The sequence below is a fragment of the Kitasatospora sp. NPDC048407 genome (genome assembly GCF_043200475.1).
Taxonomy (GTDB): domain Bacteria; phylum Actinomycetota; class Actinomycetes; order Streptomycetales; family Streptomycetaceae; genus Kitasatospora.
This window is the reverse complement of sequence record NZ_JBICXW010000001.1, coordinates 743224-768413: the sequence shown is the minus strand read 5'-3', so window position 1 is coordinate 768413 and position 25190 is coordinate 743224. Positions and strand designations below refer to the sequence as shown.

Below are 25190 nucleotides of genomic sequence, written 5' to 3'. Positions count from 1 at the left end.
AGTCTCGGCTGACTGAAAGTGCTTGATCATAGCCATGTTCGAGCAGCTTCGATCATCCCGGTCCATGAATGCGGGGTCTTCTCACTTGAGCAACCGGGACAGTCGCCGGTCGGCCAGCACCCGGCCGCCGGTCTGACAGGTCGGGCAGTACTGGAGCGAGGAGTCGGCGAAGTTCACCGAGCGCACCGTGTCCCCGCACACCGGGCAGCTCTCGCCCGCCCGGCCGTGCACCGCCAGGTGGGCCTTCTTCTCGGACTTCAGCCCGCCGGCCGGCGCCGCCCGCAACTGCTCCAGCGCGCCGCCCAGTTCGCGTCCGACGGCGGCGTGCAGCCGGGCCAGTTGCCCGGCGTCGAGCGAGGACGCCAGCGCGTACGGGGAGAGCTTGGCGGTGTGCAGGATCTCGTCGGAGTAGGCGTTGCCGATCCCGGCCAGCACGCTCTGGTCGGTGAGGAAGGTCTTCAGCCGGTGCCGGGCCCCGGCGGCGAGGGCGGTGAGCTGCTCGGGGGTGACGGCGAGCGCGTCGGTGCCGAGCCGGGCGATGCCGGGGACCTCGCGAGGGTCCGTCACCACGTAGGCGGCGAGGCGCTTGGTGGTGCCCTGCTCGGTGAGGTCGAAGCCGCTGCCGTCGTCCAGCACCAGCCGCAGCGCGAGCGGGCCGCGCCGGCTCGGCGGCCGGGCCGGGAAGGACTCCCGCCGGTGCACCCAGCCGGCCCGGGCCAGGTGCACCACCAGGTGCGGGCCGCCGTCGGTGGCCAGGTCGAGGAACTTGCCGTGCCGGGAGACCCCGCTGACGGCCCGTCCGGCGAGCGCCCGCACCGGCGGGTCGAAGGTCTTCAGGGCGGTGATCGACAGCACGTCCACGCGCTCCAGCGCGCGGCCCGCGCAGACGGTGGTCATCCACTCGGCGAGCGCCTGCACTTCGGGGAGTTCGGGCATCCGTCCAGTCTGGCCCGGCCCCGGCCGGGCGGGCCACCGGGGCGGTTGACGGGTGGCCGCCGTCGCGCGCTAAGTTGTCTGTACAAGTCGGCGGTGGGGAGCTGTGGGAGGGGGACGCCGGTGAGCCGGGAAGCCGTGCCGTTCGTGGTGTTGGCGGCCGCGCTGCTGCACGCGGTGTGGAACGCGCTGGTGCACGGAGTGCGCGACCGGCTGGCCGGGGTCGCGCTGATGAACGTGGTCTTCGTCGCGTTCGGCGCGCTCTTCGCGCTGTTCGTGCCACTGCCGGGGGTCCGCGCCGTGCCGTACCTGCTGGCTTCGACAGCGCTTCAGGTGGGCTACCAGCTACTGCTGGCCCGGGCCTACCGGCTCGGCGACTTCGGCCAGATGTACCCGATCGCCCGCGGCACCTCCCCGGCGGTGGTCGCGCTGCTCGCCACCACTGTGCTGCACCACCCGATGCCGGCCGGGCAGGTCGTCGCCGTCGCGGTGATCTCGCTCGGCCTGGCCGGGCTCGCGCTGGTCGGCGGGTGGCCGCGCCGCGAACAGCTGCCGGCGCTGGCCGCCGCGCTCGGCACCGGCGTCCTGATCGCCGGCTACACCGTGGTGGACGGGAGCGGGGTGCGGGCCGCGGCCTCCACCGGCGGCTACATCGCCTGGATGTTCCTCCTCCAGGGCCTGGCCGTCCTTGCCGCCGTCCTCGCCGTCCGCGGCCGCACCCTGCGGCCCGCGCTGCGCGAGAGCCGCACCGCCGCGCTGGCCGGCGGCCTGATGTCGCTCACCGCGTACGGCCTGGTGGTGTGGGCGCAGACCGTCGGCGACCTGCCCACCATCGCCGCCCTGCGGGAGACCTCGATCGTGATCGCCGCCCTGATCGGCACCCTCGTCCTGCGTGAACGCCTCGGCCCCCTCCGGCTGGCCGCCAGCGCGACCGTCCTGACCGGGATCGCCCTGCTGGAGTTCGCGCACTGAGGTCCACCCGCCAGCCGCGTCCCCGACCTCACAGGACAGAACAAGTAGGTGACGATGGCGCCGGAGCGGGCGGTCGCGTTCGCGGCGGCGTATCTGGACTGCCTGCTGCCGCACCTGGCGCTGGTGCGGATGTCGGAGACCGCCGCGCCCGGCGCCCGCTACCGGATCGGCGCGTACCGGTTCGGGCACCGCCACCTGACGGTGCTGCTGGCGGGCACCCCGGATCCGGAGCACACCGCGCACGCCCTGCTGGCGGCGCTGGCCGCCGAACACGTCACGGCGCTGCTGCCCGGGCTCGGCGAGCAGCGGCTGCGCGCGGGTGCCGAGCGGCTGGCCCGCGCCGCGTTCGCCGGGCCGGCCTGACGGCCGGTCAGGACTCCGTGCCCGAGCGGTAGTACAGCCATTCGCCGCCGGCCACTGCGCGGCGGGCCAACTCGGCCAGTGCGGGCAGGAGTTCGACGGCGGAGGCGGGAGTGTCGGGATCGTGCGGGCGCAGCGTGCCCAGCTCGGCCGGGCTCGCGGTGGCCAGGGCGTCACGGACGATCGGGGTGAACTCGAACGTCCAGGGATCTTCCGTGTAGTTCGGCGCTGCCGGCAGGAAGCAGCCCCAGGCGGCCAGGTCGATCTCCGGCCAGACCAGGCCGGTGATCAGATCGTCGTCCGACTCGGCGTCGATCAGCTGGAAGAGCAGGTCCAGGACGTCGACCGGCCCGGTGAGGCCGTCGAACGTGGGCAGCGCGGTGCCGCCGCCGAGGGTGGTGAGGACGGCGGCGGCACTCGGGGCGCGGAAGAATTCGAGGTCGTCGGACACGCGGTCAGCCGGAGAGGCAGCAGTACAGGTGCTGCTCGGCCTTCTTGGCCCGGCGGGCGAGGACGCCCAGGCGGTGGATCAGTTGGACGAGTTCGGCGGCCGGGACGGGCCGGAGCTCCTCGGCGCGGGCCCAGCGGGCGGCGAGTTCGGGCAGCCGCTTGCGTTCGATGGTGGCGAGGGCGTCGCGGGTCTCGTCGGAGAGTTCCACCACCCAGGGCCCGGTCATCCAGGGGTCCTCCTGGTCGACCTCGGTGACCGCCTCGTCGTCCCCCGTCGTCCAGGGCTGCGGCCCGGTCGGCCAGATCGAGCGGTCGGGGGCGCCGCCGGGCTCGAACTCCTTGGCGTCGATGGCGGCCACCAGCCGGCGCAGCACCGTGGTCGGGTCGACCCGCTTGGCCCGTACGGATTCGAACGACTCGGCGGGCTTGGCCGTCTTGTCGGCCATCACCGTCCGCACCGCCGTGTCGTCGGCGGCCCGGAAGTAGTCGGTCTGGAAATCAAGGTCCAGGTTCATGTCGCTCGCTCCCCTCGCTCGGCAAGATGCCCAGTGGACCACGGCGAACGGACGCTTGGGTACCGGGCCCCCGGTTCGCCACCGTCCTGTGATCTGCCCGCCACCGCGGGGGCGCCTCCCCGACGGCCGACGGGGGGAGCGGGCCGCGCGACGCCACCGCACTGGACGTATGCGCGGCCCGTCCCGGTCAGTAGTTGCCGGGGATGTTCGCGGACCGGCAGGCCTGCGCGAACTGCGGGGTGCAGATCTCCTCGGCCTTGTACAGTCCGGCCGCGACAATGGTCTCGGCGACCCGCGCCTTGGTGACGACCACTGGGCTGAGCAGCCTGGACGGGATCTGGGCGCCGCCCGATTCGGTGATCGTGGAGGCCACCGAGGTGACGTCGATGCCCTTGACCAGGTAGACCGCCATGTTGGCGGCGGCCTCGGCCTCCGGCAGGTACGGCTTGTAGATGGTGTAGGCCTGCTCGCCGGTGAGGACCCGTCGCACGGCGTCCAGCGAGGCGTCCTGACCGCCGACCGGGACGTCGCCCCGCCCGGCCTTGTGCAGCTCGTCGATGATCGCGCCGGCCATGCCGTCGTTGGCGGAGTAGACGGCCTGGAAGCCGTTCTTGCCGAGCCTGTTGATCGCCTCGTTGACCTTGGCGGCGGCCACCTCGGGCTTCCACTCGCCGGACTGCTCGTAGGCGATCCGCTTGACCTTGCCGTCCAGCGCGTGGTGCGCGCCGGCCTTGAAGTCGGCGGCGTTCGGGTCGGTCTCCGCGCCGTTGATCATCACGATCTCGGCGCCGGCCGCCTTGTTGCCGAGGGCTTCCAGCAGAGCCTGGCCCTGGAGTTCGCCGGTGCGCTTGTTGTCGAAGGAGATGTACGCGGCGACGTTGCCGGCGGCCAGCCGGTCGTACGCGATGACCTTGGTGCCCTTCCGGGTGGCCTCGTCCACCCACGGGGCGGTGACGGCGGCGTTCACCGGGTCGAGCAGGATCACCTTGACGCCGCGGGCGAGCAGCGCGTCGAACTGCTGCTTCTGCGCCTTCTCGTCGCCGTCGGCGTTGGCGTAGTCGATGGTGCACTTGGTGCACAGGCCGCTGACCTGGGCCTCGATCAGTGGCTTGTCGAACGCCTCGTACCGGGTGGAGGAAGCGCGCTCGGGCAGCAGCAGGCCGATCGCCTGGTTGCCCGACGACGAGGGTTTGTCGCTTCCGCAGGCGGCGAGCGACAGCGTCATCGACACGGCGGCCGTGCCGATGACGAGTCGACGCGTCATCGAATTCATGGTGGGTGGTGCCTCCCTGACAGCGCCGCGTCCTTGCGGCGAGAGTGAAGGGGAGTCAAGCCCACCCGTCATGTGTCGTCAAGAAGTAAACCACTGGTCAGGGCGGTAGGGCCAAGTCGTTACCTTCTTGAAGGCTGACCGGAAGGTTGGTCTGCGGAGCGTTCAGCGTTCGTTGCGGGCCACCAGGAACACCCCGCCGACGACTATCGCGCCGCCGAGAAGGATCGGCCAGGTCAGGGCCTCGGAGAGGAACAGCCACCCGAGGAACACCGCCACCACCGGGTTGACGTACGCGTAGGTGGCGACCAACGGCAGTGGTGCGCGCTGAAGCAGCCAGGCATAAGACGTGAACGCGACGATCGAGCCGAACAGCACCAGGTACCCCAGCCCCACCCAGGACGCGGTGGACACCGCCGCCGGGTCGAACTCGCCCGGCTCGCCCCGCAGGAACGCCAGCGCGAGCGCACCCACCGCGCCCGCCGCCATCTCGTAGACGCTCGCCACGAACGGGTCGGCCGGCATCGGCAGCCGGCCCGCCAGCACCGAGCCCAGCGCCCACACCAGTGCGGCGGCAACCACCAGCAGCAGCCCCGACAGTCCCACCTCGCCGGTCAGGCCCGGCGCGGTCAGCACCGCCAGGCCCACCAGGCCGAGCAGCACGCCCGCCAGCGTGGCCGGGCCGGTCCTGGTGCCGAACGCCCGGCGCAGCAGCACCACCCACAGCGGCACGCTCGCCACCATCAGCGCCGCCAGCCCCGACGGGACGGTCCGCTCCGCCAGCACCACCATGCCGTTGCCGCCGCACAGCAGCAGCACGCCCACCAGTGCGGCGGAAGCGAATTGACGCCACGTCACGCGCAGCACGCCGATCCCCCGGCGGGCCGCCAGACCCGCCGCCAGCAGCACCGCGGCCGCCGCGAACCGCAGCGCGCCCGACAGCAGCGGCGGCATGGTCTCCACCACCACCCGGATCGCCAGATAGGTCGATCCCCACACCACGTACACGATGCCGAGCGCCGCCCAGACCGCCGCCCCCAGCCCCGCCGGGCCGGCGGCCGAACGGGGTGAACCGGAGGCGGGCGAGCCGTTGGCGGGCGAGCCGTTGGCGGGCGAACCGGCGCCGGGCGAACCGTTGGCGGGCGAGCCGGGGGAGGAGCCCGGAGATGGGCAGTCGGGGTCGGCGGCGGGCTGCGGAGAGGGCGCGGACATGGGCGTCTCCTTCTGATACTCCTGACAGGGGTCCGGCGGAATGACACCACACTCCGCCCGCGCCCCGACAGAGGGTTTCAGCAGCCGATACGGGCAGAACCCCGAACCCGCACGCCGGGCAGGGCCGACCGGATGAACCGGCGCACCACCGCACCCCCAACCGGCCCCACCCCGGCCGCCACACCTGGTAGGCATGGGGACGGCCGAGCGCAGCCGACCCGAGGAGCGGCCGCATGGCATGGTTCGCCGCACCCGAGTACCGGCTCGCCCGCGAGCTGTTCCTGCGCCTGCTCGCCCTCGTCTACCTGTGCGGATTCCTCGCCGCCGCACGCCAGTTCCGCCCCCTGCTCGGCAGCCGCGGCCTGCTCCCGATCCCGCGCTTCGTCGCCCGCGTCCCGCTGCGCCACGCCCCCAGCCTGTTCCACTGGCACTACAGTGACCGCCTCTACGCCACCGTCGCCTGGACCGGCACCGCCCTCGCCGCCGCACTGCTCGCCGGAGCCGCGAACGCGGTGCCGCTCGGCTTCGCGATGGCCCTGTGGGTGATCGTCTGGGCGCTCTACCTGTCGATCGTCAACGTCGGGCAGACCTGGTACGCCTTCGGGTGGGAATCCCTGCTGCTCGAAGCCGGCGCACTCGCCGTGTTCCTCGGCAACGCCTCCACCGCGCCACCCCTGCTCGGCATGTGGCTGCTGCGCTGGCTGCTGTTCCGCGTCGAATTCGGCGCCGGACTGATCAAATGGCGCGGCGACGAATGCTGGCGCAAGCTCACCTGCCTCTACCACCACCACGAGACCCAGCCCATGCCCGGCCCGCTCAGCTGGTTCTTCCACCACCTGCCCCGACCCCTGCACAAGGCCGAGGCCGCAGCCAACCACTTCGTCCAACTCGTCGTCCCCTTCGGCCTGTTCCTCCCGCAGCCGATCGCCTCCGACGCCGCCCTGCTGATGATCGCCACCCAGCTCTGGCTGATCGCCTCCGGCAACTTCGCCTGGCTGAACTGGCTCACCGTCGCCCCCGCCCTCGGCACCCTCGACACCGGCACCCTGCGCCGCGTCCTGCCGATCGCCCCCGACCCGCACTACCCCGCCCAACCCGCCTGGTACCAGGGCCTGGTGGCCGCCTACACGCTGCTGGTGGCGGCCCGCTCCTGGCAACCCGCGCGCAACCTGCTCTCCCCCCGGCAGCAGATGAACCGCTCCTTCGACCCACTGCACCTCGTCAACACCTACGGCGCGTTCGGATCCGTCAACCGGGTGCGGTACGAAATCGTCCTCGAAGGCACCCGGGACGCAGAAGGCGCCCACGGCTGGTGCGAGTACGAGTTCCACGGCAAACCCGGCGAACTCCGGCGACTGCCACGGCAGTTCGCGCCCTACCACCTCCGCCTGGACTGGCTGATGTGGTTCGCCGCGATCTCCCCGGCCTACGCCCGCACCTGGTTCCTGCCGCTGCTCGCCCGCCTCCTCGTCAACGACCGGGACACCCTGCGCCTGCTGCGCCACAACCCGTTCCCCGGCACCCCACCCGCCCTGATCCGGGCCCGCCTCTACCGCTACCGCTTCACCACCGGCCCCGAACTCCGCGACACCGGCGCCTGGTGGCACCGCAGCCCCCTGCGCGACTACCAGCGGCCCGTCGGCCTCGCCGAACTGCACCGACTCGTCCCAGGAGCCCACCGGTGACCCGCCCCGGCCCCCGCCCGCCGACCGGGAAAGGCGTACTGTCGGTGGCGCTCCCTACCGTACGGACCACGCGACCGGGCCCCGGCCCGACGCCACCGGACCGGCGCGGCCCGGCAATTCACGGGGTCAGGTGCTGCAAGCGTCGAACGCGCACCCGTATTCTGGCCTACCGCGACGCCACCGCCGCCGCAACCACCCCACCCGCACCCCTGCCCGCCACACGCCACGAACCGGACTTCACATGACTGTGCGCACCCTGAACGACGCCGACGACGCCGCGTCCGAGACCGCGTCCGCGACGGACGGCGAGACCCGCCAGAGCACCCGTGAGGAGCTCGGCCGGTTCGCCGACCAGGGCGGCTTCGCGCTCAACCACGAGACCAACCCCTGGCTGGAAGCCGCCGAAACCCTCACCGGCCCCGAGGACGCCCGCGCCGCGTCCACCGTCCTCGCCGAACTCCGCAGCCGCGACACCCGCGCCGTCGGCAAGGCAGCCAACGCCATCGCCGACAAGGCCGGCCTGCGCATCCCCGACACCCTCGGCGGCCTCACCACCCTGCTCAACCTGCTCCAGCGCGTCCACGCCACCTCCGCGACCCTGCGCACCGAGGTCTACGAGCACGACCTGGACCAGCTCGCCGCCGCCACCGGCACCAGCGGCTACCGCAAGTACGAGGACATCAAGCTCGGCTGGAACCGCCGCCGCCAGCTGCGCGCCCAGGCCCGCGCCCTCACCCCCGCCGGCACCCGCGCCCCCGGCCGCGCCGAGCTGCACAGCGCGCTCGTCGCCGCCGCGGCCGCCCACCGCGACTGGAAGGCGCTCGCGGCGGACGTCGCCGGCTCCTCCCGGCCGTCCGTGCCCGTGGACGGCGCCCTGCTGACCGAGACCGCGAACGTCGTCGACTCCCTTGCCGACGCCGTCCGTTCCCTCGCCCGCCTCCTCCCCGAGCGCGCCCTCGACTCCCTCCCGCTCGGCGAACTCGCCGACCTCGTCGACCGCCTCGCCGCCGACGAAGGCACCCTCTACCGCCTCTCCACCCTCCGCCAGCTCCGCCTCGAACTCGCCGAGCAGGGGCTGACGGAGCTGCTGGAGGAGCTGACGGAGCGTCAAGCCGACAAGGACGCTGCGCTCGCCGCCTACGACCGTCACCAGTCCGCCCGCGCGGCCCTGGCGGCCGGGCCGCGGCAGGCTGCGGACGGGGCTGTTGTTGAGGACTCGGCTGTTGAGGCCGACGTTGAGGCCGACGTTGAGGCCGAGGCCGACGCGGAGGTTGCTGTCGAGGAGCCGGCTGTTGAGGTGGAGGCGGTCGTGGAGACCGTTGCCGAGACGGAGGTTGAGGCCGAGGCTGAGGCTGCGCCCGAGGTTGCGGTTGAGGAGCCGGCTGCCGAGGTGACGGTCGAGGTCGAGGCTGAGACGGCTGCTGAGGTTGAGTCGGAGACCGAGGCTGTGGCCGAGGTTGAGGTCGAGGCGGCGGTGGAGCCGGTCGCCGAGGTGGAGGTTGAGCCTGCGGCTGCTGTTGAGGAGCCCGCTGCCGAGGCTGAGGTCGCGGTTGTCGCGGAGCCTGAGGCCGAACCGGTCGCGGAGGTTGAGCCGGAGACCGAGGCTGAGCCGGTTGCCGAGGCTGCGACCGAGGTTGAGGCCGAGCCCGTTGTGGAGCCCGTCGCCGAGGCGGAGGTCGAGCCCGAGGCTGAGGCTGCGCCTGAGCTTGCTGTTGAGGAGCCGGCTGCCGAGGTTGAGGTCGAGGCCGAGGTTGCTGATGAGCCGGTTGCCGAGGTGGCGGCTGACGTTGTTGCGGAGGAGCCCGCTGCTGAGGTGACGGCCGAGGCTGTGGCCGAGCCGGTTGCGGAGGTTGAGCCGGAGATCGAGGCTGCGGCCGAGGTTGAGGTCGAGGCCGTCGTGGAGGCCGCTGTTGAGGTGGCGGCTGACGTGGTTGCGGAGGAGCCCGCTGCTGAGGTGACGGCCGAGGTTGAGGCCGAGCCGGTTGCAGAGTCCGTCGCTGACGCGGAGGTTGAGCGCGAGGTTGAGGCTGCGCCCGAGGTTGCTGTCGAGGAGCCGGTCGCCGAGGTCGCGGTTGTCGCGGAGCCTGAGGCTGAGCCGGTGGTCGAGGCGGTTGCGGAGGTTGAGGCGGAGCCGGTCGTCGAGCAGCCTGTCGTTGAGGCTGAGCCCGTCGTTGAGCCGGTGGCCGAGGTTGAGGTCGAGCCGGTTGCGGAGGTTGAGCCGGAGATCGAGGCTACGGCCGAGGTTGAGGTCGAGCCGGTTGCGGAGGCCGCTGCTGAGGTGGCGGCTGACGTTGTTGCGGAGGAGCCCGCTGCTGAGGTGACGGCCGAGGTTGAGGCCGAGCCGGTTGCGGAGTCCGTCGCTGACGCGGAGGTTGAGCCCGAGGTTGAGGCTGCGCCGGAGGTCGCTGTCGAGGAGCCGGTCGCCGAGGTCGCGGTTGTCGTGGAGCCTGAGGCTGAGCCGGTGGTCGAGGTGGTTGCCGAGGCGGTTGCGGAGGTTGAGGCGGAGCCGGTCGTCGAGCAGCCTGTCGTTGAGGCTGAGCCCGTCGTTGAGCCGGTGGCCGAGGTTGAGGCCGAGCCGGTCGCCGAGGTGGTTGTCGAAGCTGCGGCCGAGGCCGTCGTGGAGCCGGTCGTCGAGGCGGGTTCCGACTCGCGGCCGGTCAAGCCGGAGTTGACGCCGGGCAAGCCGATCACCGGTTATTCGGCCGAGGAACTGGTCGCGCTGGTGGCGTGGTTCGACGCGGACGGGACCGAGCGCAGCGACGACGAGCTGCTGCGGGCGGCGATGAAGGAGCTCGGGTTCGCCCGGCTCGGGCCGCGGATCAAGGAAGCGCTGGGGGCGGCCGTGGCCTCTGTCCGGGGCTGACGTACTGCCAATAACCCTGCCCGTGCCCGTCGTTGTGCGATTCCGCGCAGCGGCGGGCGCGGTCGTTCCGGGGGCCCAGGGGTGCGGGCGCAGCCGTCAGCGGTGGTGGCCGGCGAGGGCTGTGATGCGGGCGGCGAGTGGGGTGAGGGTCGGGTCCTGGCGGGTCGCGGCTGCGGTGAGGCGGTGGAGGTCGGTGTGCGGGTCGCCGGTGTTGGGGGGCGAAGGCGCGGGTGATCAGGTCGTGTGCGGTGGCGGGGTGGCGGCGGGCCAGGGCCTTGACGGCGGCGACGGCGTTGGCGAGGGCACTGGCTGGACGGGACCACTCGGTGTCGTTCGCGCGGGCCGACGGGTTCTCGGCGTCGTAGTCGGGGTCGTCGGCGACGGACGCGGCGCGCACGTCCAAGTCCAGCCGCCAGAACAGCGGGAAGCCGGCGAAGCGGACGACGAGCACGCGGCGGTGGTCCGAATGCAGGAAGTCCGGGTCGCTGCGCACCTGTTCGACGGGGCGGACCCGGGCGAGGGCCGCCGTCCTCGTGGCGAGGCAGGACGGGAAGGCGGCGTCCGGCACCACCCAGCGCACGTCGGTGTCGCTGAACCTGTCGGCGGTGCCGGCCGCCAGTGAGCCGAGCAGGTGGGTGGAGGAGTCGTGGCAGCACTGTTCCAGGGCGGTCCGGACGGCGGCGGCCAGGGCGTCACGCGCGTCATGCGCCGATGTCCTCGTGCCAGAGGTCCGGTCGGGCCGCGACGAAGTCCGTCATCATGCGTACGCAGCGTGGGTCGTCCAGCAGGGTGATTCCGGTGCCGTGCTCGGCGAGCCAGCTGTGACCGCCGGTGAACGTGACCGACTCGCCGATCACCACGTGCCCGATCCCGAACTGCCGCACCAGGCCCGAGCAGTACCAGCATGGCGAGAGCGTGGTGACCATCACCGTGTCCCCGTACCCGCGCAGGCGGCCGGCGGCGCGGAACGCGGCCGTTTCGGCGTGCATCGACGGATCGCCGTCCTGAACCCGGCGGTTGTGCCCCCGCCCGAGCAACTCCCCGTCCACGCCGAACAGTGCGGCGCCGATCGGGATCCCGCCCTCGGCCAGCCCGAGTTGTGCCTCCGCCACCGCAACTGCGAGCCACTCCTGTGCCTGCTCCACCGCGATCTGACCGCCCACCGGCCACCTCCTCTCGTCCGCGTCGGGTCTACCCCCTCCCGGCCGCGCCCACCGCGAGCCGGCCGTTCTTCGCTCGATCGAGTGTTCGGAGAGGTGGGGAGGTGACGGGATTCCGTTGATGTGTCGGGTGGTTGGGGCTCACCGGGTCCATGGCCCCCACCACTTCGGCGGCAGCGGGTCCGCCGGCGCCGAGGTCGGCTGGTCGGGATGCAGCCCGAGCCGCCGAAGCGCTTCGGCGCGGAAGCGGACAACGAGAGTGCCGTGCCAGTGCCCGTCCGCGCGGACGCCGCACATCAGGTCGATCCTGTACTCGTCGTCCGTGAACGGGTACCAGTCGATACCTCGGTCCCGCAGTCAAACCAGGATCAGCCGGTCCGGCCGCGGGCAGCCGGGAAGGTTCTCGTAGGAGAAGAGCGTCACCCATTCGAAAGCCTGATCGTCCATGCCGCCATCATGCTGCGCCGGGCGGCCCGGCCGCTCGCCATATTCCTGCCGGCCCGAAACCGATCGGAGCCCCGAACGCGGCACCTGGCGACCGGAGTTGGCCAAGCCCGCCCGGGGCTCCCCGCCGGCACCAGAAACCTGTCCGGGGCGCGCTCTACAGTGCCGCCCGTGACCGATGCCTCCCGCCGTACCGCCGCAGACGACGACGCACTCCTGGATCGGCTGCGAGCCCTCGCCCGGTGCGGACGTGCCTTCGGCGGCCTCCCGGACCGACCGTTCCCACCGCTCACGGCGGCCGAGGTCGAGCACGTCGAGCGGCAACTCGGATACCGGCTACCGCCCTTGCTCCGCCGCATGTACACCGAGATCGGTGACGGCGGCTTCGGCCCGGAAGGCGGCCTTGCCCCGCTCACCCCACGCCGGTACGGATCGAGCGAGGGCCCGAGTGTCGTCCGCCGAGGTCATGGCTCTTCCTGACGGGCGGCGGTTGCAGCATGCAGTGGCATGTCTCGCTGATCGCGGTCGACCATCCCGTCCTGCTCTGGGGCGCCGACGGCTGGGAACCCGACTGGGGCGAGAACCCCCACGACGGTGTGCGGCACGAGGTGCACGCGCTCCACGAGGTGCACGCGCTCCACGAGGTGCACGCGCTCCACGAGGCCGTTTCTCCTCATTGAAGCCTCTGGCCCCGCCCAGGGTTCTCTGACTAAAGTCAGAGAATGGACAAGGCGCAGATCGACCAGGTGCGGCAGTTCAACCGCACTGTCACCGAACGTGTGGGCGTGCTCCACGACCACTACCTGGGCCGCGACCGGCCCATCGGCGAAGCCCGGCTGCTCTGGGAGATCGGCGAGGAGGGCCAGGACGTGCGGCAACTGCGCGAGCGCCTCGCGCTCGACTCCGGGTACGTCAGCCGGCTGCTGCGCTCCCTGGAGGCCGACGGCCTGGTGACGGTGGAGCCGCAGCCCCGGGACAGGCGGGTGCGCGCCGTCCGGCTCACCGATGCGGGCCGCGCCGAGCGTGCGGTGCTCGACGGCCGCAGCGACGAGCTGGCCGGCTCTCTCCTGGAGCCGCTTAACACGGCCCAGCGCGCCCGGCTGACGGCCGCCATGGCCGAGGTCGAACGGTTGCTGACCGCCGCGACGGTCACGCTGGACGCGGTCGACCCGGACCACCCCGACGCCCAGCACTGCCTGCGGTCCTACTTCGCCGAGATCCAGGCACGCTTCGAGAACGGCTTCGACCCCGCGCGGAGCCTGCTGCCCGACGCGGGCGAACTCCGGCCACCGCGCGGCCTGTTCCTGGTCGCCCGGCTGCACGGAGAGCCCGTCGGCTGCGCCGGCCTGAAGCTGCCCCCCGGTGCCCCGGCCGAGATCAAACGCATGTGGGTCGCACCCAGCAGCCGGGGCCTCGGTCTCGGCCGCCGGTTCCTGACCGAGCTGGAGACCCGAGCCGCCCAGCAAGGCTTCGAGGTGCTCCGCCTGGACACCAACAAGGCGCTCACCGCGGCGATCGGTCTCTACCACTCCAGCGGCTTCCAGGAGGTCGCCGCCTTCAACGACGAGCCGTATGCCCACCACTGGTTCGAGAAGCGGATCAGCACGCCGGCGTCGGGATGAGGGCCCGGTCGGTCGAGACGGTCCACTCCGCCGTCATGCTGCGGCAGCAACGGCCCAATCCGGGCCCACGTAGCGTCCGTTACTTCTCCCTCGACCCACCAAAAGGTCAATCTTGGGAGACGGTCCAGTGCTGCAACTGTGCTTGCTGGGACGGGAGTTGGGCTCGATCGCGGTCCAGGGTGGCGGCAGTAGCAGGCTGTTCGGGAGGCGGCAAGGGAGTGGTCGCTGGCGGGATCCCGCCAGGGTGGCGAACGGGGTGATAGCGGGACATGACCGGCGGGTGGGGGCCGTACCCCGGGGTGGTGGCGGGAGGTGGCCAATATGTGGAGGGAATCTGTTGGTTTGCCCTACGCATTGTCATGCTTTTGCCCAACTCCCGGCCGGCGGCCGTCTTTCACCCACCCTGATGGGCCGCCGAGGACCGCGCGGGAGCAGCACGACAGCCGCCCGTACCGCCCCACGGTGCCAAGCCCGGCGCCCCGGTGCGTGGCGCGACCGCGCACCTGCGGTTTCGTGGAAGGGACCCCGCACGTGAAGCGAAAGCCGACAGTCGGAGCCGTACTCTCCGCCACCGCCCTGCTGGCGGGCGTCATTCAGGTCGCGGCCGTTCCCGCGCAGGCGGGGGTGCCGTCGGTGGGGCAGCAGCGTGATGCGCTGTTCTCGCTGGCCCGGGCCGAGGCCGGCCCGCTCGCCAGGGCGCTCGCTCTGGGCGGCCAGGAAGGTTTGATCGTCAAGGATGCGGTGGCGGATGCCAATGGCGACCGTCACCTGCGCTACCACCGGACCTTCGCGGGCCTGCCCGTGGTCGGCGGCGACCTGATCGTGCACCAGCGGGCCAACGGTTCGATCAGCTCCGTCGACCGGGACTTCGCCGGGCAGGTGGCGCTGCCGAGCCTCTCCCCGAAGCTCTCCGCGGACCAGGCCGCCGCGGGGGCGACCGAAGCCGTCCGGGCCACGCTCGGGGCGGCTGCCGGGGCGCCCGCGCAGGTCGGTGCCACCGGGGAGGCGCAGTTGGTGGTCTGGGCCGTCGGGGGCACCCAGCGTCTGGCCTACCGGACCGTGGTGGAGGGTGTGCGCGCCGATGGCACCCCCAGCCGTCAGCGGCTGATCACGGACGCGGCCACCGGCGCGGTGCTCGCGAGCGACGACGACATCCGCACCGTGACCGCGACGGGCACCGGCACCGGCGTCCACGTCGGGGCCGTCACCCTGACCACGCAGGGCGCCGGGACCTACCAGCTGAAGGACGCCACCCGGGGCAATCTGTCCACCAAAGACATGGGCGTGGCCGGCAACCCGGTGTTCACCAGCGGCACCAACGTCTGGGGCAACGGCCTCCCGTCCAACCGCCAGTCGGCCGCCGTGGACGCCCAGTACGGCGCCGCCACGACCTGGGACTTCTACAAGAACACCTTCGGCCGCGTCGGCATCCGCGGCGACGGTACCGGCACCTACAACCGCGTCCACTACGGCAACAACTTCGTCAACGCCTTCTGGGACGACCTCTGCTTCTGCATGACCTACGGCGACGGCCCCTCCAACACCCACCCGCTGACCGAGCTGGACGTGACCGGCCACGAGATGACCCACGGTTTCACCTCGGCCACCGCCGGACTGGGGAGCACCGGCGAGCCCGGCGGCCTCAACGAGGCCACCTCGGACATCCTCGGCACCATGGTCGAGTGGTACGCCAGCCTGCCGGCCGATCCGCCGGACTACTTCCTCGGGGAGAAACTCGACCTCTACGGCACCGGCCTCCCGGTGGGCTACCTGGACAGGCCCTCCAAGAACGGCTCCGCCAAGGACTACTGGTACCAGGGCATCGACGGCATAGACCCGCACTACTCCTCGGGTCCCGCCGAACACTTCTTCTACCTGCTGGCCGAGGGAAGCGGCCCGAAGGTGATCAACGGCGTGAGCTACAACAGTCCGACGGCCGACGGCTCGACGCTCACCGGCATCGGCCGGGACAAGGCCGCCGCGATCTGGTACCGGGCGGTGTTGATCTACCTCATGCCCAACAGCACCTACAAATCCGCCCGTGCCGCGACGCTCAACGCGGCGCTCGACCTGTACAGCTACGTGGAGCGCGACGCGGTGGCCGCGGCCTGGAAGGCGGTCAACGTCAACTAGCACCACCGACGGTGCGTGACGAGGCTCCAGCTCCCGGGCTGGGGCCTCGTCGCCCGCCCGGGCCAGGTGCCGGTCAGCGGAGGACTGCGGCCAGCAGGTCGGTGCCGAGGGCGGTGGTGGCGGGGAGGTTGAGGGCGTGGCGGACGTAGCGGCCCTGGCGGTGGGCGGTGAGGAGGCCGGCGCGGCGGAGGGTGGCGAGGTGGCGGGAGACCTCGGGCGGGGTGAGGTCCCAGGCGCGGGCGAGTTCGGTGGTGGTGTGCGGGGCGCGGGCCAGGGTGCGGACCAGGCGGAGGCGGACGGGGTGGGCGAGGGCGTCGAGGCGGAGCTGGACGGTGTCCAGCGGGACGGTGACGGCGCGTTCGCCGCCGGCCGCCGGGTACTGGACGACGGGCTGCCAGCCGGGGGCGTGGACGGTGACCAGGTGCGGGTGGCCGAAGGCGCTGGGCAGGAAGGTGACGCCCGCGGGGCCGGCGGTGGTGGTGTTGTCCTGGAGCTTGTCGAGGACGAGGGAGTCGCCGTCGGGGGTGAGGGCGATCGCGGCGGACACCTCGGCGAGTGCGGCGGACAGGCCCTGGCGGCGGCCCAGTTCGGACTTGGCCTGGACGTCCTGCCCGAGTCGGGTGGCGAGGGCCGGCCACTCGGCGTCGAAGAAGGCGTCCGCGCACTGCTCGAGGGTGTCCCGGACCCGGTCCCGGAGGGCCCGGGGGTCGGCGAGCAGGCGGGAGGCGAACGCCTCCTGGAGCGGGCCGCGGGCCTGTGCGAGGTCGAGTGCGACGGTCCGGGCGGCGCGGTCGTGCAGGGGTGAACCGCCGCCGAAGGTGAGGCGGTTGGAGCCGCAGGTGGTGACCAGCGCGGCCCGGACGTACCGGTCGTCGTCGATCCGGTCGATCTCGTCGAGTTCGGCGGCGAGCGTCGCCCGGGGCCGGGCGGGCAGCAGGAAGTCGGCGCGGGAGGAATGCCACAGGAACTCGGCCTCGTGCAGCCGGTCCGCGAGTTCCGGACGCAGGCCCGCCCACACTCCGGCCGCCCACCCCGCGTACTGCGGGTGGTGCTCGGGCGCGGCCAGCACGTGCAGCATCGCGGTGAGTTCGGCGAGCGGCGAGACGGCGAACCGGATCCGCTCGGGCGGCGTTCCGGTGAGGTCGATGCGCAGGGTCACCCGCCCATCCTCGCCGCGCGCCCGGCGGCACCTCCGCGCGGGGGTCACGTGCTACGAGCGGCCCGGGCCGTCCAGGAGGACCGGCAGGGTGCGGTGGCCGTTGGAGATCAGGGAGTCGACGGGCTCCAGGTGGACGTCGGGGGTGAGTGCCAGGCGCGGGAAGCGTTCGAAGAGCGCGTGCAGGGCGGTGCGCGCCTCCAGGCGGGCGAGAGGGGCGCCGAGGCAGAAGTGCGGGCCGTGGCCGAAGGCGAGGTGGTCCTTGACGGCGCGGGTGACGTCGAAGAGGGCGCCGGTGTCGCCGTGGCGGGTGGGGTGGCGGCCGGCGGCGGCGTAGGAGGCGAGGATGGCCTCGCCGCGGTGGACGGTGACTCCGCCGGGCAGTTCGACGTCCTCCAGGGCGAAGCGCAGCGGCAGGTGGGCGACGGGGGCCTCGCGGCGCAGCGACTCCTCGACCACGTCGTCCCAGCCGGCCTTGCCGGCGCGGACCAGGGCGAGTTGGTCGGGGTGGGTGAGCAGCAGGGCGATGGCGTTGTCGATCAGGTTGACGGTGGTCTCGTAGCCGGCGGAGACCACCAGCAGGACGGTGCCGAGCAGTTCCTCCTCGGTGAGGGCGCTGCCGTCGCCCTCGGTGTCGCGGGCGGCGATCAGCAGGGAGGTCATGTCGTCGCCGGGGTGTTCGCGCTTGGCGGCGATCAGCGACCCGATCAGCGTGAAGAACGCCAATTTGTTGGCGGCGGACTCCTCGGGGCCGAGGGTGGTGTCGAAGACGCCGTCGACGTGGTGGCGGAAGCCGTCGCGCAGTTCGTCGGGCAGGCCGAGCAGGTGGGCGATGACCAGGATCGGCAGTGGGCGGGCCAGGTGTTCGCGCAGGTCCACCGGCGCCCCGTCGGCGCCGGCGGCGGCGATCGTGTCGAGCAGCGCGGCCGTCATCTCCTCGATGCGGCCGGTCAGCGCGGCGACCTGGCGGGTGGTGAAGGCCGCGCTCACCAGGCGGCGCAGGCGGCGGTGGCTCTCGCCGTCGGCCGAGAACATGTTGCGGGCCGTCACCCACAGGGCCAGTGGCCAGCCGGCCGCGACCGGTTCGTAGTCGGGCCAGTGCCGCCGGCCGTCCTTGGCGATCCGCGGGTCCTTGAGCAGGTCCTCCAGCAGGTCGGGGTCGGACACGGCCCACACCTGCACCCCGAGGATGTCGGCCGGTACGGCGGGCCCGCGCGCGATCAGTTCGGCGCTCTCGGCGTCGCGGGCCCGGCCGGTGGGGTCCAGGACGAGCGCCGGGCGGTTGACCGGGCACTCCAGCGGGCGGTTGAGCGAGGGCGGCCGGTTGTCCAACTGGCGCTCCACGAGGGCTCCTTCACACGGTTCGAGGCCGCGCGGGGCGCGCGTGCACGGTCGAGGATGGCCCGCCGCCGGGCACCCGTCGAGAGCGCAGAGCCCAGGGCCCGCGCGCCCCCGGCGCACTCTCGCCCGCCTTCCCCGATTGACGGGGATCGTCAACCCACGTGACCCGCGCGGGCCGGCAGAACACGGTGGGCGGCATGACGACGATCACGATGCCCCGGCCGAAGCAGGCCCGGCCCACGCCCCGCCAACTCGTTCGGGCGAGCGGCGGGGCGCGCTACGCGGTGGCGCTGGCGGTGGACGCCCTCGGTACGGGGCTGCTGCGGCCGTTCCTGCTGCTGTACGGAATCACGGTGCTCGGGCTGAGCCCGGCGGCCACCGGCCTGGCGATGACGGTCGGGATCGTCGCGGGCCTGGCCGCGATGCCGCCGCTCGGGCGCTGGCTGGACCGGGGCGCGCGCAGCACGGCGGTCGCGGCGTCGATGCTGGTGCGGGTGGCGGGCGTCGCCGTGCTGCTGGCCGCGCCCCGGGGGAGCGTGGTGCCGTTCGCGGTGGCGGCGCTCATCCTCGGCGTCGGCAACCAGGCGTGGCCCGCCGCCCACGCGGCGCTGGTCGCCACCGTCGCCGAGGGCGCGCTGCGGGACGCGGCGCTGGCCGCCGGCCGGGCCGTGCGCAACGCGGGCCTCGGGGTGGGCGCGCTGCTGGCGACGGTCTGCCTGAGCGGCGGCGCCCCCGCACTGCGGGCGCTGGCGGCGGTCTCGGGCGCCGGCTTCCTGGCGGCGGCGCTGCTGGCCCGCTCCGTGCGGGTGACGGCCGCCCCCGCCGCCCGGACGGCCGCACCGGGCGCGGTCGGCACCGGGCGAGGGCTGGGCGCAGTCCTGCTGGCGAACGTGGTGTACGTGTTCTGCCTGAACGTGCCCGAGGTCGCCCTGCCGCTCGTCCTGGTGACGGTGCTGCACGCCTCCCCGGCGTGGCCGGCGGCGGTGTTCGTGGCCAACACGGTACTCGTGGTGGCCCTCCAACTGCCGGTCACCACCTGGGCGTTGGCCCGCTGGTCGCGCGGGACGGTGCTGGCGCTGTCCGGCGCCGTGCTGGCAGCGAGCTACCTGGGCTTTCTGCTGGCGGCGCCGCTCGGACCGCTCGCCGTGGCGCTGGTCTCGGTGCCGTGCACGCTCGGCGAGATCCTGTACGCGGGCAGCGCCACCGCACTCGTCACCGCGCTGACCCCGCCGCCGGTGCTGGGCCGCGTGCTGGCCCGGTTCCAGTTCTCCACCGGCCTCGGCCTGGCCGTCTCCCCGGCGGTCATCACCGCCCTCGCCGCCGTCGGACCGCTCGCCCTGTGGGGCACCCTCGCCGCCGCCACCGCGGGCGCGTCGGCGGTCGTCGCAACGACGCAGGATCGGAACCGACCGGGTGCCCAGGCGGTTTGACGGTTCCTTTAAGGTGCGGGAATGCGAGATTTCGGGGCGGGACTGCGATTCCTTTTCAACGGGCAGCGATGGGTGGCGCGGCACGGCCGCTGGTGGGGCTTCGGGATGATCCCGGCGCTGATCACCCTGATCGGATACCTGGCCGCACTGGCCGTGCTGATCACCTATGCGGGCGACCTGGCCGCCTGGGCGACACCCTTCGCCGACCACTGGTCCACGGTGTGGCGCGACACCGTCCGGATCGCCGTCGGCGCGGCGGCGGTCGGCATGGGCGGACTGCTGGCCATGCTCACCTTCACCGCGGTGACGCTGCTGATCGGCGAACCGTTCTACGAGTCGCTGTCGGCGAAGGTCGAGGAGACCGAGGGCGGCGGCCCGCAGAGCCCCGACCTGCCGCTCTGGCGCGAACTGTGGGCGGCCGCCCGCGACAGCCTGGCGATCCTGCTGCGCGCCGCCGGCCTCGGCATCCTGCTCTTCCTGTGCGGGTTCATCCCCGTGGTCGGCCAGACCGTGCTCCCGGTGATCGGGATCTGCGTCTCCGGCTTCTTCCTGACCGTCGAACTCACCGGCACGCCCCTGCAGAAGCGCGGCCTGTCGCAGAAGCAGCGGCTGCGCCTGCTGCGCTCCCGGATGTCGATGGCGGTCGGCTTCGGCGCCGGACTGGTGCTGCTGTTCCTGATCCCGGTGCTGACCGTGCTGGCGATGCCCGGCGCGGTGGCCGGCGCGACGCTGCTGGCGCGCGAGATCGCGCCGCACGAGGATCCCGAGCCCGTCGAGGAGCCGGACGACGGCCCGGACGGCCACCCGGCGGACCCGTACCCGTCGCAGCCGTACCACCAGCCGCCGCACCCGCAGAACCCCTACCAGCAGAACCCGTACCAGCAGCCGTACCCCCAGAACCCGTACCCCCAGAACCCCTACCAGCAGCCGCACCCGCAGAACCCCTACCAGCAGCAGCCGTACCCCGCGGACCCGCGGCAGCAGGGCTGATCGAAAATCTCACCGAACGTATTCGGCGATTTGACGTAGCGTCACCGACTGCGCGATAACGTCCCCATGCCCGTATCCGTGGACGCCGCCCCGCGCGGCATTGATCTCGGCGACCCCGCGTTCTGGCGGCTCCCCGAGAAGTTGCGCGCCGAGGCGTTCGGCCGTCTGCGGGAGCGTCCGGGGCCGGTGGCCTTCACCGACCGGGCGACGGGACGGCGCTGCTGGGCGCTGGTCCGGCACGCGGATGTGATGACCGCCAGCCGGTCGCCGGAGGTGTACCTCTCGGGGCCGGGGGTGACGTCGCCGGAGCCCGCCCGCTGGGTGCGGGCGGTGTTCGGCGACTCGATGGTCAACCTGGACGACCCCCGGCACGCCGACCTGCGCCGGGTGGTCGGCCGGGCGTTCACGCCCCGGCTGCTGGCCGAGGTCGAGCAGGACATCGCGCGGACCGCCGCCCGCCTGGTGGACCGGCTGGAGCGCGAACGCCCCACCGACTTCGTCGCGGCCGTCGCCGGGGAACTCCCGTACCAGGTGATCTGCTCGATGATGGGCATCCCCGAGGCGCAGCGCCGCGCCATCCTGGCCCGGATCAACCGGGCGTCCGCGTCGGCGGGCGTCACCCGGCGGGGCCTACGGGTGCCCGGCCGGGGGCTGCACGCGCTGGCCGCGATGCACCTGACGGTGGCCGCGCTGGGCCGGGAACGGCGCCGCCGTCCCACCGGCGACCTGATCTCCGCGCTGGTCACCGCCGACGTCGACGGCCGCCGGCTGGGCTCGCGCGAACTCGGCGCGTTCTTCTCGCTGCTGCTGGTCGCCGGCGTCGAAACCACCCGCAACGCGCTCGCCCACGGCCTGCACCTGCTGACCGCCCACCCCGACCAGCGCGAACTGCTGCTCGGCGACCTGGACGCGCACCTGGGCGGCGCCGTGGAGGAGATCGTCCGGCACTCGACGCCGATCGTGCAGTTCCGCCGCACCGTCGCCGTCGACCACAAGCTCTCCGGGATCCGGCTCGCCGCCGGCGACAAGGTGGTGCTGTTCTACGGCTCCGCCAACCGCGACGAGGCGGTGTTCGACCGCGCTGACGCCTTCGACATCACCCGCTCACCCAACCCGCACCTCGGCTTCGGCGGCGGCGGCCCGCACTTCTGCCTGGGCGCCCACCTGGCCCGGCAGGAGATGCGCACCCTGCTGCGCGAACTGCTCACCCGGCTGCCCGGGATCCGCTCCACCGCCGAGCCGGAACTCGTCCCGTCCTCGTTCGACCACCGGGTCCGCGCCCTGCGCTTCACGTTCTGAGCTGCTGGGCAACGGTACGGCAACGGTACGGGCGGCCGCCTTGCCGGTGGCCGCCCGTGGTGACGTCGTCGCAGGTCAGCCCGGGTGGCTGCCGACCGCGTCGCGGATCTCCGCGCCGAGCACGCTGTTCGTCCGGGCGCAGCTGGCACCGCAGAAGAACCGGCCGGCGACCTCGACGCCCTTGCCGACGATCCGCACCGTGCACTGCTCGCAGCGCGGGGCCAGCTTCTCCATCGCGCACTCGAAACTGTCGAAGACGTAGGTGTCGCCGGTGATCGTCTTGATCTCGAAGGACAGCCAGTAGTCGTTCTGGCACACCACGCAGACAGCCATGTCGGGCTCCTCTCGCCGTACGGGTCCACGGCCGAGTCTTGGGCCGGGCCGGACGGGCGGCAATCGGCGGCGGTCCGAACGGCTGCTCACCGGCTCCTCCGCGGCGGCTGTTCACCGGCTCCGCGGCGGCTGCTCACCGCGCCGAGCTGTCGGAACACGGTCAGGTCCGATAATGGTCAGCAGGGCCCGGGAACCGCCGAGGAGGCCGAGATGATCATTCGAATCTGGGAGGCCCAGGTCTCCCCACTCCGGGTCGAGGAGTTCTGCGCCCGGCTCGCCTCCACCGTGCTGCCCGGCTTCGACCGGTGGGACGGCTTCCTCGGCGGCGAACTGCTGTGCGCCCTCGTCGACGACGACCACCGCGTCCAGATGATCACCCGCTGGCGCGACGAGGAAGCGCTGCGCGCCTACGCCGGACCGATGTGGCGGATCCGCCCCGTCTGGTCCGAGGACGAACTCCACGAACTGGAGCACCCCCCGACCGTCGCGCACTTCCACTCGCTGCGCCGCCTCGACCTGGCCGTCGGCGAAGGCGCCGCCCCCGTCGACTGACCGGTCACCCTCGCTGGACGGGAATGCCCTGGTCGGCCTTCACCTGCTTCATCGTCAGGTGCGAGTGCACCTGCGCGATGCCCGGAAGGCCGGACAGCACATCCGTGACGAAACGCTCGTACGCCGCCAGATCCGCCACCGCGACCCGCAGCAGATAATCCGGGTCGCCGAACAGCCGGTGCGCCTCCACCACCTCCGGCAGCTCCGCGACCCGACGCTCGAACTCCGCGACCGTGGACCGGTCCTCGTGTCGCATCACCACCGTCACGAACGGCTGGAACCCACGCCCCACCGCCACCGGATCGAGCTGCGCACGGTAGCCGCGGATCACCCCCTGCTGCTCCAACTGACGCACCCGGCGCAGACACGGCGACGGCGTCAGCCCCACCCGGTCGGCGAGTTCGGCATTGGTGAGCCGGCCATCCTGCTGGAGCTCGTGGAGGATTCTGCGGTCGAGGCGGTCCATGGCGCAACATTCTGCCCCACGAGGGGGCTGACCAGCGAAAACGGGACATCGGCTGCCACCGCCCGACAGATAGCGTCCAGGACGTCCCCCTGCTTGCCCCCTCACGCGAAACCCAAGGTGCCATGGACCCGCATGCCCTGCTGCTCTTCCTCGGCGTGGACCTGCTCCTGGTCTGCACCCCCGGACCGGACTGGCTCTACATCGCCGCCCGCGGCCTCGGCCAGGGTCGCACCGCCGCCCTCACCGCCGTCGCCGGCGTCTGCGCCGGCTACGGCATCCACACCCTGCTCTCCGCAGCCGGCCTGGCCGCCGCGCTGCGTGCTCTGCCCGGACTGCTCCCCGTCCTGCGCCTGGCCGGCGCGGGCTACCTCGCGTTCCTCGCCGTCACCATGCTGCTCACCCTGCGCCGCAGCGGCCGCGCCGAGGCCCTCACCGCCGCCCCGCCCCAACCCACCCGCGTCGTCCTGCGCCAATCCCTGCTGACCGCCCTGCTCAACCCCAAGGGCCTGCTCCTCTACCTCTCCCTCGTCCCCCAGTTCGTCACCCCCGACGGCGCGCTCCCCGTCGGCGCCCAGGTCGCCACCCTCGGCGCCATCAACGTCCTCTGCTGCGCCGCGATCTACACCGCCGTCGCCCTCACCACCGCCCGCCTCGCCGCCCGTCTGACCACCACCCCCACCGCCGCCCGCCGCCTGTCCGCGATCTCCGCAGTCCTGCTCCTGGCGGTGGCCGGCGTCACGGCCGCCGCCTGACGCCACGGGCAGCCTTCGGCAGGCGGCGAGGACGACGCGCCGTCGTGGGCTGTCGTGATCCGGCCCGCCCCGCCGGCCGGAGTCGCCGCGCGCAGCGCCAGGTCGTCGACGGATCGTCAGGGCCGCGCGACGCCGTGGACGGTTCGCCGCCGGCCGTCCCTCCGCCGCCGCACAGCGCCCGGCAGTGCCCGCTTTGCGGTTCTGGCGCTTGCGGCGTGCAGCGCTTGCCTTGCGGTTTTCGGGCTTGCGGCGCGCAGCGCTTGCCTTGCGGTTTTCGGGCTTGCGGCGCGCAGCGCTTGCCTTGCGGTTCCCGCGCATCGGCCGCGCGCAGCGCTTGCCCTGCGGTTCCCGCGCATCGGCCGCGCGCAGCGCTTGCCCTGCGGCTCCCGGGCTTGCCGCGCGCAGCGCTTGCCCTGCGGTTCTCGCGCTTGCCGCGCGCAGCGCTTGCCCTGCGGCTCCCGGGCTTGCGGCGCGCAGCGCCCGCGCTGCGGTTTTCGGGCCTGCGGCGCGCAGCGCTTGCCTTGCGGTTTCCGCGCATCGGCCGCGCGCAGCGCTTGCCCTGCGGCTCCCGGGCCTGCGGCGCGCAGCGCTTGCCTTGCGGTTTCCGCGCATCGGCCGCGCGCAGCGCTTGCCCTGCGGCTCCCGGGCTTGCCGCGCGCAGCACCTGCCCTGCGGTTCCCGCGCTCGCCGCGCGCAGCGCTTGCCCTGCGGCTCCCGGGCTTGCCGCGCGCAGCGCCCGCGCTGCGGTTTTCGCGCTCGCCGCGCGCAGCGCCTGCCTTGCGGCTCCCGCGCATCGGCCGCGCGCAGCGCCTGCCCTGCGGCTCCCGGGCTTGCCGCGCGCAGCACCTGCCCTGCGGTTCCCACGCTTGCGGCGCGCAGCGCCTGCCCTGCGGTTTCCGCGCATCGGCCGCGCGCAGCGCTTGCCCTGCGGCTCCCGGGCTTGCGGCGCGCAGCGCTTGCCCTGCGGCTCCCGGGCTTGCGGCGCGCAGCGCTTGCCCTGCGGCTCCCGGGCTTGCGGCGCGCAGCGCCTGCCTTGCGGTTCCCGCGCATCGGCCGCGCGTAGCGCCTGCCTTGCGGTTCCCGGGCTTGCGGCGCGCAGCGCTTGCCTTGCGGTTCTCGCGCTTGCCGCGCGCAGCGCTTGCCTTGCGGTTCTCGCGCTTGCCGCGCGCAGCGCTTGCCTTGCGGTTCTCGCGCTTGCCGCGCGCAGCGCTTGCCTTGCGGTTCTCGCGCTTGCCGCGCGCAGCGCCTGCCT

Annotated in this window: 23 protein-coding genes; 12 read left to right on the top strand and 11 right to left on the bottom strand. The window is 73.0% G+C overall.

The annotated features are described in order from the left end of the window. Window positions 1-81: 81 nt before the first annotated feature. Window positions 82-936, bottom strand: a complete 855-nt coding sequence (locus tag ACGFWJ_RS03645; protein WP_392944803.1) for a DNA-formamidopyrimidine glycosylase family protein — start codon at window positions 934-936, stop codon at window positions 82-84. 120 nt (window positions 937-1056) lie between these two features. On the opposite strand from ACGFWJ_RS03645, the gene ACGFWJ_RS03640 reads away from it, so the two are divergent. Beyond that, a complete protein-coding gene (locus ACGFWJ_RS03640; protein ID WP_392944801.1) occupies window positions 1057-1905 on the top strand; it encodes an EamA family transporter in 849 nt (282 codons plus the stop codon). A 48-nt stretch (window positions 1906-1953) separates the two neighbouring features. Continuing rightward, complete coding sequence (locus ACGFWJ_RS03635; protein WP_392944799.1) at window positions 1954-2268, top strand: hypothetical protein; 315 nt, start codon at window positions 1954-1956, stop codon at window positions 2266-2268. A 7-nt stretch (window positions 2269-2275) separates the two neighbouring features. On the opposite strand, the gene ACGFWJ_RS03630 is transcribed toward ACGFWJ_RS03635, so the two are convergent. The 4 genes from ACGFWJ_RS03630 to ACGFWJ_RS03615 form a co-directional block, all read right to left on the bottom strand. Next, window positions 2276-2716 carry a hypothetical protein gene (locus ACGFWJ_RS03630; RefSeq protein ID WP_392944797.1) on the bottom strand — a complete coding sequence of 147 codons (441 nt, stop codon included), beginning with the start codon at window positions 2714-2716 and terminating at the stop codon, window positions 2276-2278. A 4-nt stretch (window positions 2717-2720) separates the two neighbouring features. Beyond that, entirely contained in the window at window positions 2721-3230 is a 510-nt protein-coding gene (locus ACGFWJ_RS03625; protein WP_392944795.1) for a hypothetical protein, read from the bottom strand. A 187-nt stretch (window positions 3231-3417) separates the two neighbouring features. Next, window positions 3418-4503, bottom strand: coding sequence for a sugar ABC transporter substrate-binding protein (locus ACGFWJ_RS03620; protein WP_392944793.1), 1086 nt, complete (start codon window positions 4501-4503; stop codon window positions 3418-3420). A 162-nt stretch (window positions 4504-4665) separates the two neighbouring features. Then, complete coding sequence (locus ACGFWJ_RS03615) at window positions 4666-5712, bottom strand: EamA family transporter (RefSeq protein WP_392944791.1); 1047 nt, start codon at window positions 5710-5712, stop codon at window positions 4666-4668. 233 nt (window positions 5713-5945) lie between these two features. On the opposite strand from ACGFWJ_RS03615, the gene ACGFWJ_RS03610 reads away from it, so the two are divergent. Next, on the top strand, window positions 5946-7397 hold the full coding sequence (locus ACGFWJ_RS03610) for a lipase maturation factor family protein (protein ID WP_392944789.1): 1452 nt from the start codon (window positions 5946-5948) through the stop codon (window positions 7395-7397). Between the two features lie 241 nt (window positions 7398-7638). After that, window positions 7639-10260 (top strand): hypothetical protein, encoded by a 2622-nt coding sequence (locus ACGFWJ_RS03605; RefSeq protein WP_392944787.1) that lies wholly within the window; start codon window positions 7639-7641, stop codon window positions 10258-10260. A gap of 701 nt (window positions 10261-10961) precedes the next feature. On the opposite strand, the gene ACGFWJ_RS03600 is transcribed toward ACGFWJ_RS03605, so the two are convergent. Further along, window positions 10962-11423 (bottom strand): nucleoside deaminase, encoded by a 462-nt coding sequence (locus tag ACGFWJ_RS03600; RefSeq protein ID WP_392944785.1) that lies wholly within the window; start codon window positions 11421-11423, stop codon window positions 10962-10964. 354 nt (window positions 11424-11777) lie between these two features. Continuing rightward, window positions 11778-12188 (bottom strand): hypothetical protein, encoded by a 411-nt coding sequence (locus ACGFWJ_RS03595; RefSeq protein ID WP_392944784.1) that lies wholly within the window; start codon window positions 12186-12188, stop codon window positions 11778-11780. Window positions 12189-12361: 173 nt separating this feature from the next. Here ACGFWJ_RS03595 and ACGFWJ_RS03590 point away from each other — a divergent pair, with 173 nt between their 5' ends. The 3 genes from ACGFWJ_RS03590 to ACGFWJ_RS03580 all read left to right on the top strand — a co-directional run bounded on the left by ACGFWJ_RS03590 (window position 12362) and on the right by ACGFWJ_RS03580 (window position 15619). Further along, window positions 12362-12544, top strand: a complete 183-nt coding sequence (locus ACGFWJ_RS03590) for a hypothetical protein (protein ID WP_392944782.1) — start codon at window positions 12362-12364, stop codon at window positions 12542-12544. A gap of 42 nt (window positions 12545-12586) precedes the next feature. Then, on the top strand, window positions 12587-13486 hold the full coding sequence (locus ACGFWJ_RS03585; protein ID WP_392944780.1) for a GNAT family N-acetyltransferase: 900 nt from the start codon (window positions 12587-12589) through the stop codon (window positions 13484-13486). A 531-nt stretch (window positions 13487-14017) separates the two neighbouring features. Continuing rightward, window positions 14018-15619: a M4 family metallopeptidase gene (locus ACGFWJ_RS03580; RefSeq protein ID WP_392944778.1), complete on the top strand. Its 1602-nt coding sequence runs from the start codon at window positions 14018-14020 to the stop codon at window positions 15617-15619. A 73-nt stretch (window positions 15620-15692) separates the two neighbouring features. Here ACGFWJ_RS03580 and ACGFWJ_RS03575 read toward each other — a convergent pair whose 3' ends face one another. Together ACGFWJ_RS03575 and ACGFWJ_RS03570 are read right to left on the bottom strand one after the other, a co-directional pair. Beyond that, window positions 15693-16778 (bottom strand): DUF5937 family protein, encoded by a 1086-nt coding sequence (locus ACGFWJ_RS03575; protein WP_392944776.1) that lies wholly within the window; start codon window positions 16776-16778, stop codon window positions 15693-15695. Window positions 16779-16829: 51 nt separating this feature from the next. Then, entirely contained in the window at window positions 16830-18074 is a 1245-nt protein-coding gene (locus ACGFWJ_RS03570; protein ID WP_392945464.1) for a cytochrome P450, read from the bottom strand. A gap of 239 nt (window positions 18075-18313) precedes the next feature. On the opposite strand from ACGFWJ_RS03570, the gene ACGFWJ_RS03565 reads away from it, so the two are divergent. The 3 genes from ACGFWJ_RS03565 (at window position 18314) to ACGFWJ_RS03555 (ending at window position 21835) form a co-directional block, all read left to right on the top strand. Then, the gene (locus ACGFWJ_RS03565; protein ID WP_392944774.1) at window positions 18314-19546 is read left to right on the top strand and encodes an MFS transporter; all 1233 of its coding nucleotides are present in this window, start codon (window positions 18314-18316) and stop codon (window positions 19544-19546) included. A 21-nt stretch (window positions 19547-19567) separates the two neighbouring features. After that, window positions 19568-20536 (top strand): EI24 domain-containing protein, encoded by a 969-nt coding sequence (locus tag ACGFWJ_RS03560; protein WP_392944772.1) that lies wholly within the window; start codon window positions 19568-19570, stop codon window positions 20534-20536. A 66-nt stretch (window positions 20537-20602) separates the two neighbouring features. Further along, window positions 20603-21835, top strand: coding sequence for a cytochrome P450 (locus ACGFWJ_RS03555; protein WP_392944771.1), 1233 nt, complete (start codon window positions 20603-20605; stop codon window positions 21833-21835). A gap of 75 nt (window positions 21836-21910) precedes the next feature. Here the strand turns inward: ACGFWJ_RS03555 and ACGFWJ_RS03550 are convergent, their stop codons facing one another. Continuing rightward, complete coding sequence (locus tag ACGFWJ_RS03550; protein ID WP_387635147.1) at window positions 21911-22168, bottom strand: Prokaryotic metallothionein; 258 nt, start codon at window positions 22166-22168, stop codon at window positions 21911-21913. Window positions 22169-22378: 210 nt separating this feature from the next. On the opposite strand from ACGFWJ_RS03550, the gene ACGFWJ_RS03545 reads away from it, so the two are divergent. After that, window positions 22379-22720: an antibiotic biosynthesis monooxygenase family protein gene (locus ACGFWJ_RS03545; protein WP_392944770.1), complete on the top strand. Its 342-nt coding sequence runs from the start codon at window positions 22379-22381 to the stop codon at window positions 22718-22720. A gap of 4 nt (window positions 22721-22724) precedes the next feature. Here the strand turns inward: ACGFWJ_RS03545 and ACGFWJ_RS03540 are convergent, their stop codons facing one another. Next, on the bottom strand, window positions 22725-23186 hold the full coding sequence (locus ACGFWJ_RS03540; RefSeq protein ID WP_387635142.1) for an Lrp/AsnC family transcriptional regulator: 462 nt from the start codon (window positions 23184-23186) through the stop codon (window positions 22725-22727). Window positions 23187-23308: 122 nt separating this feature from the next. Between ACGFWJ_RS03540 and ACGFWJ_RS03535 the strand changes: the two genes are divergently transcribed. Next, the gene (locus ACGFWJ_RS03535; protein WP_387859467.1) at window positions 23309-23938 is read left to right on the top strand and encodes a LysE family translocator; all 630 of its coding nucleotides are present in this window, start codon (window positions 23309-23311) and stop codon (window positions 23936-23938) included. Window positions 23939-25190 lie beyond the last annotated feature (1252 nt).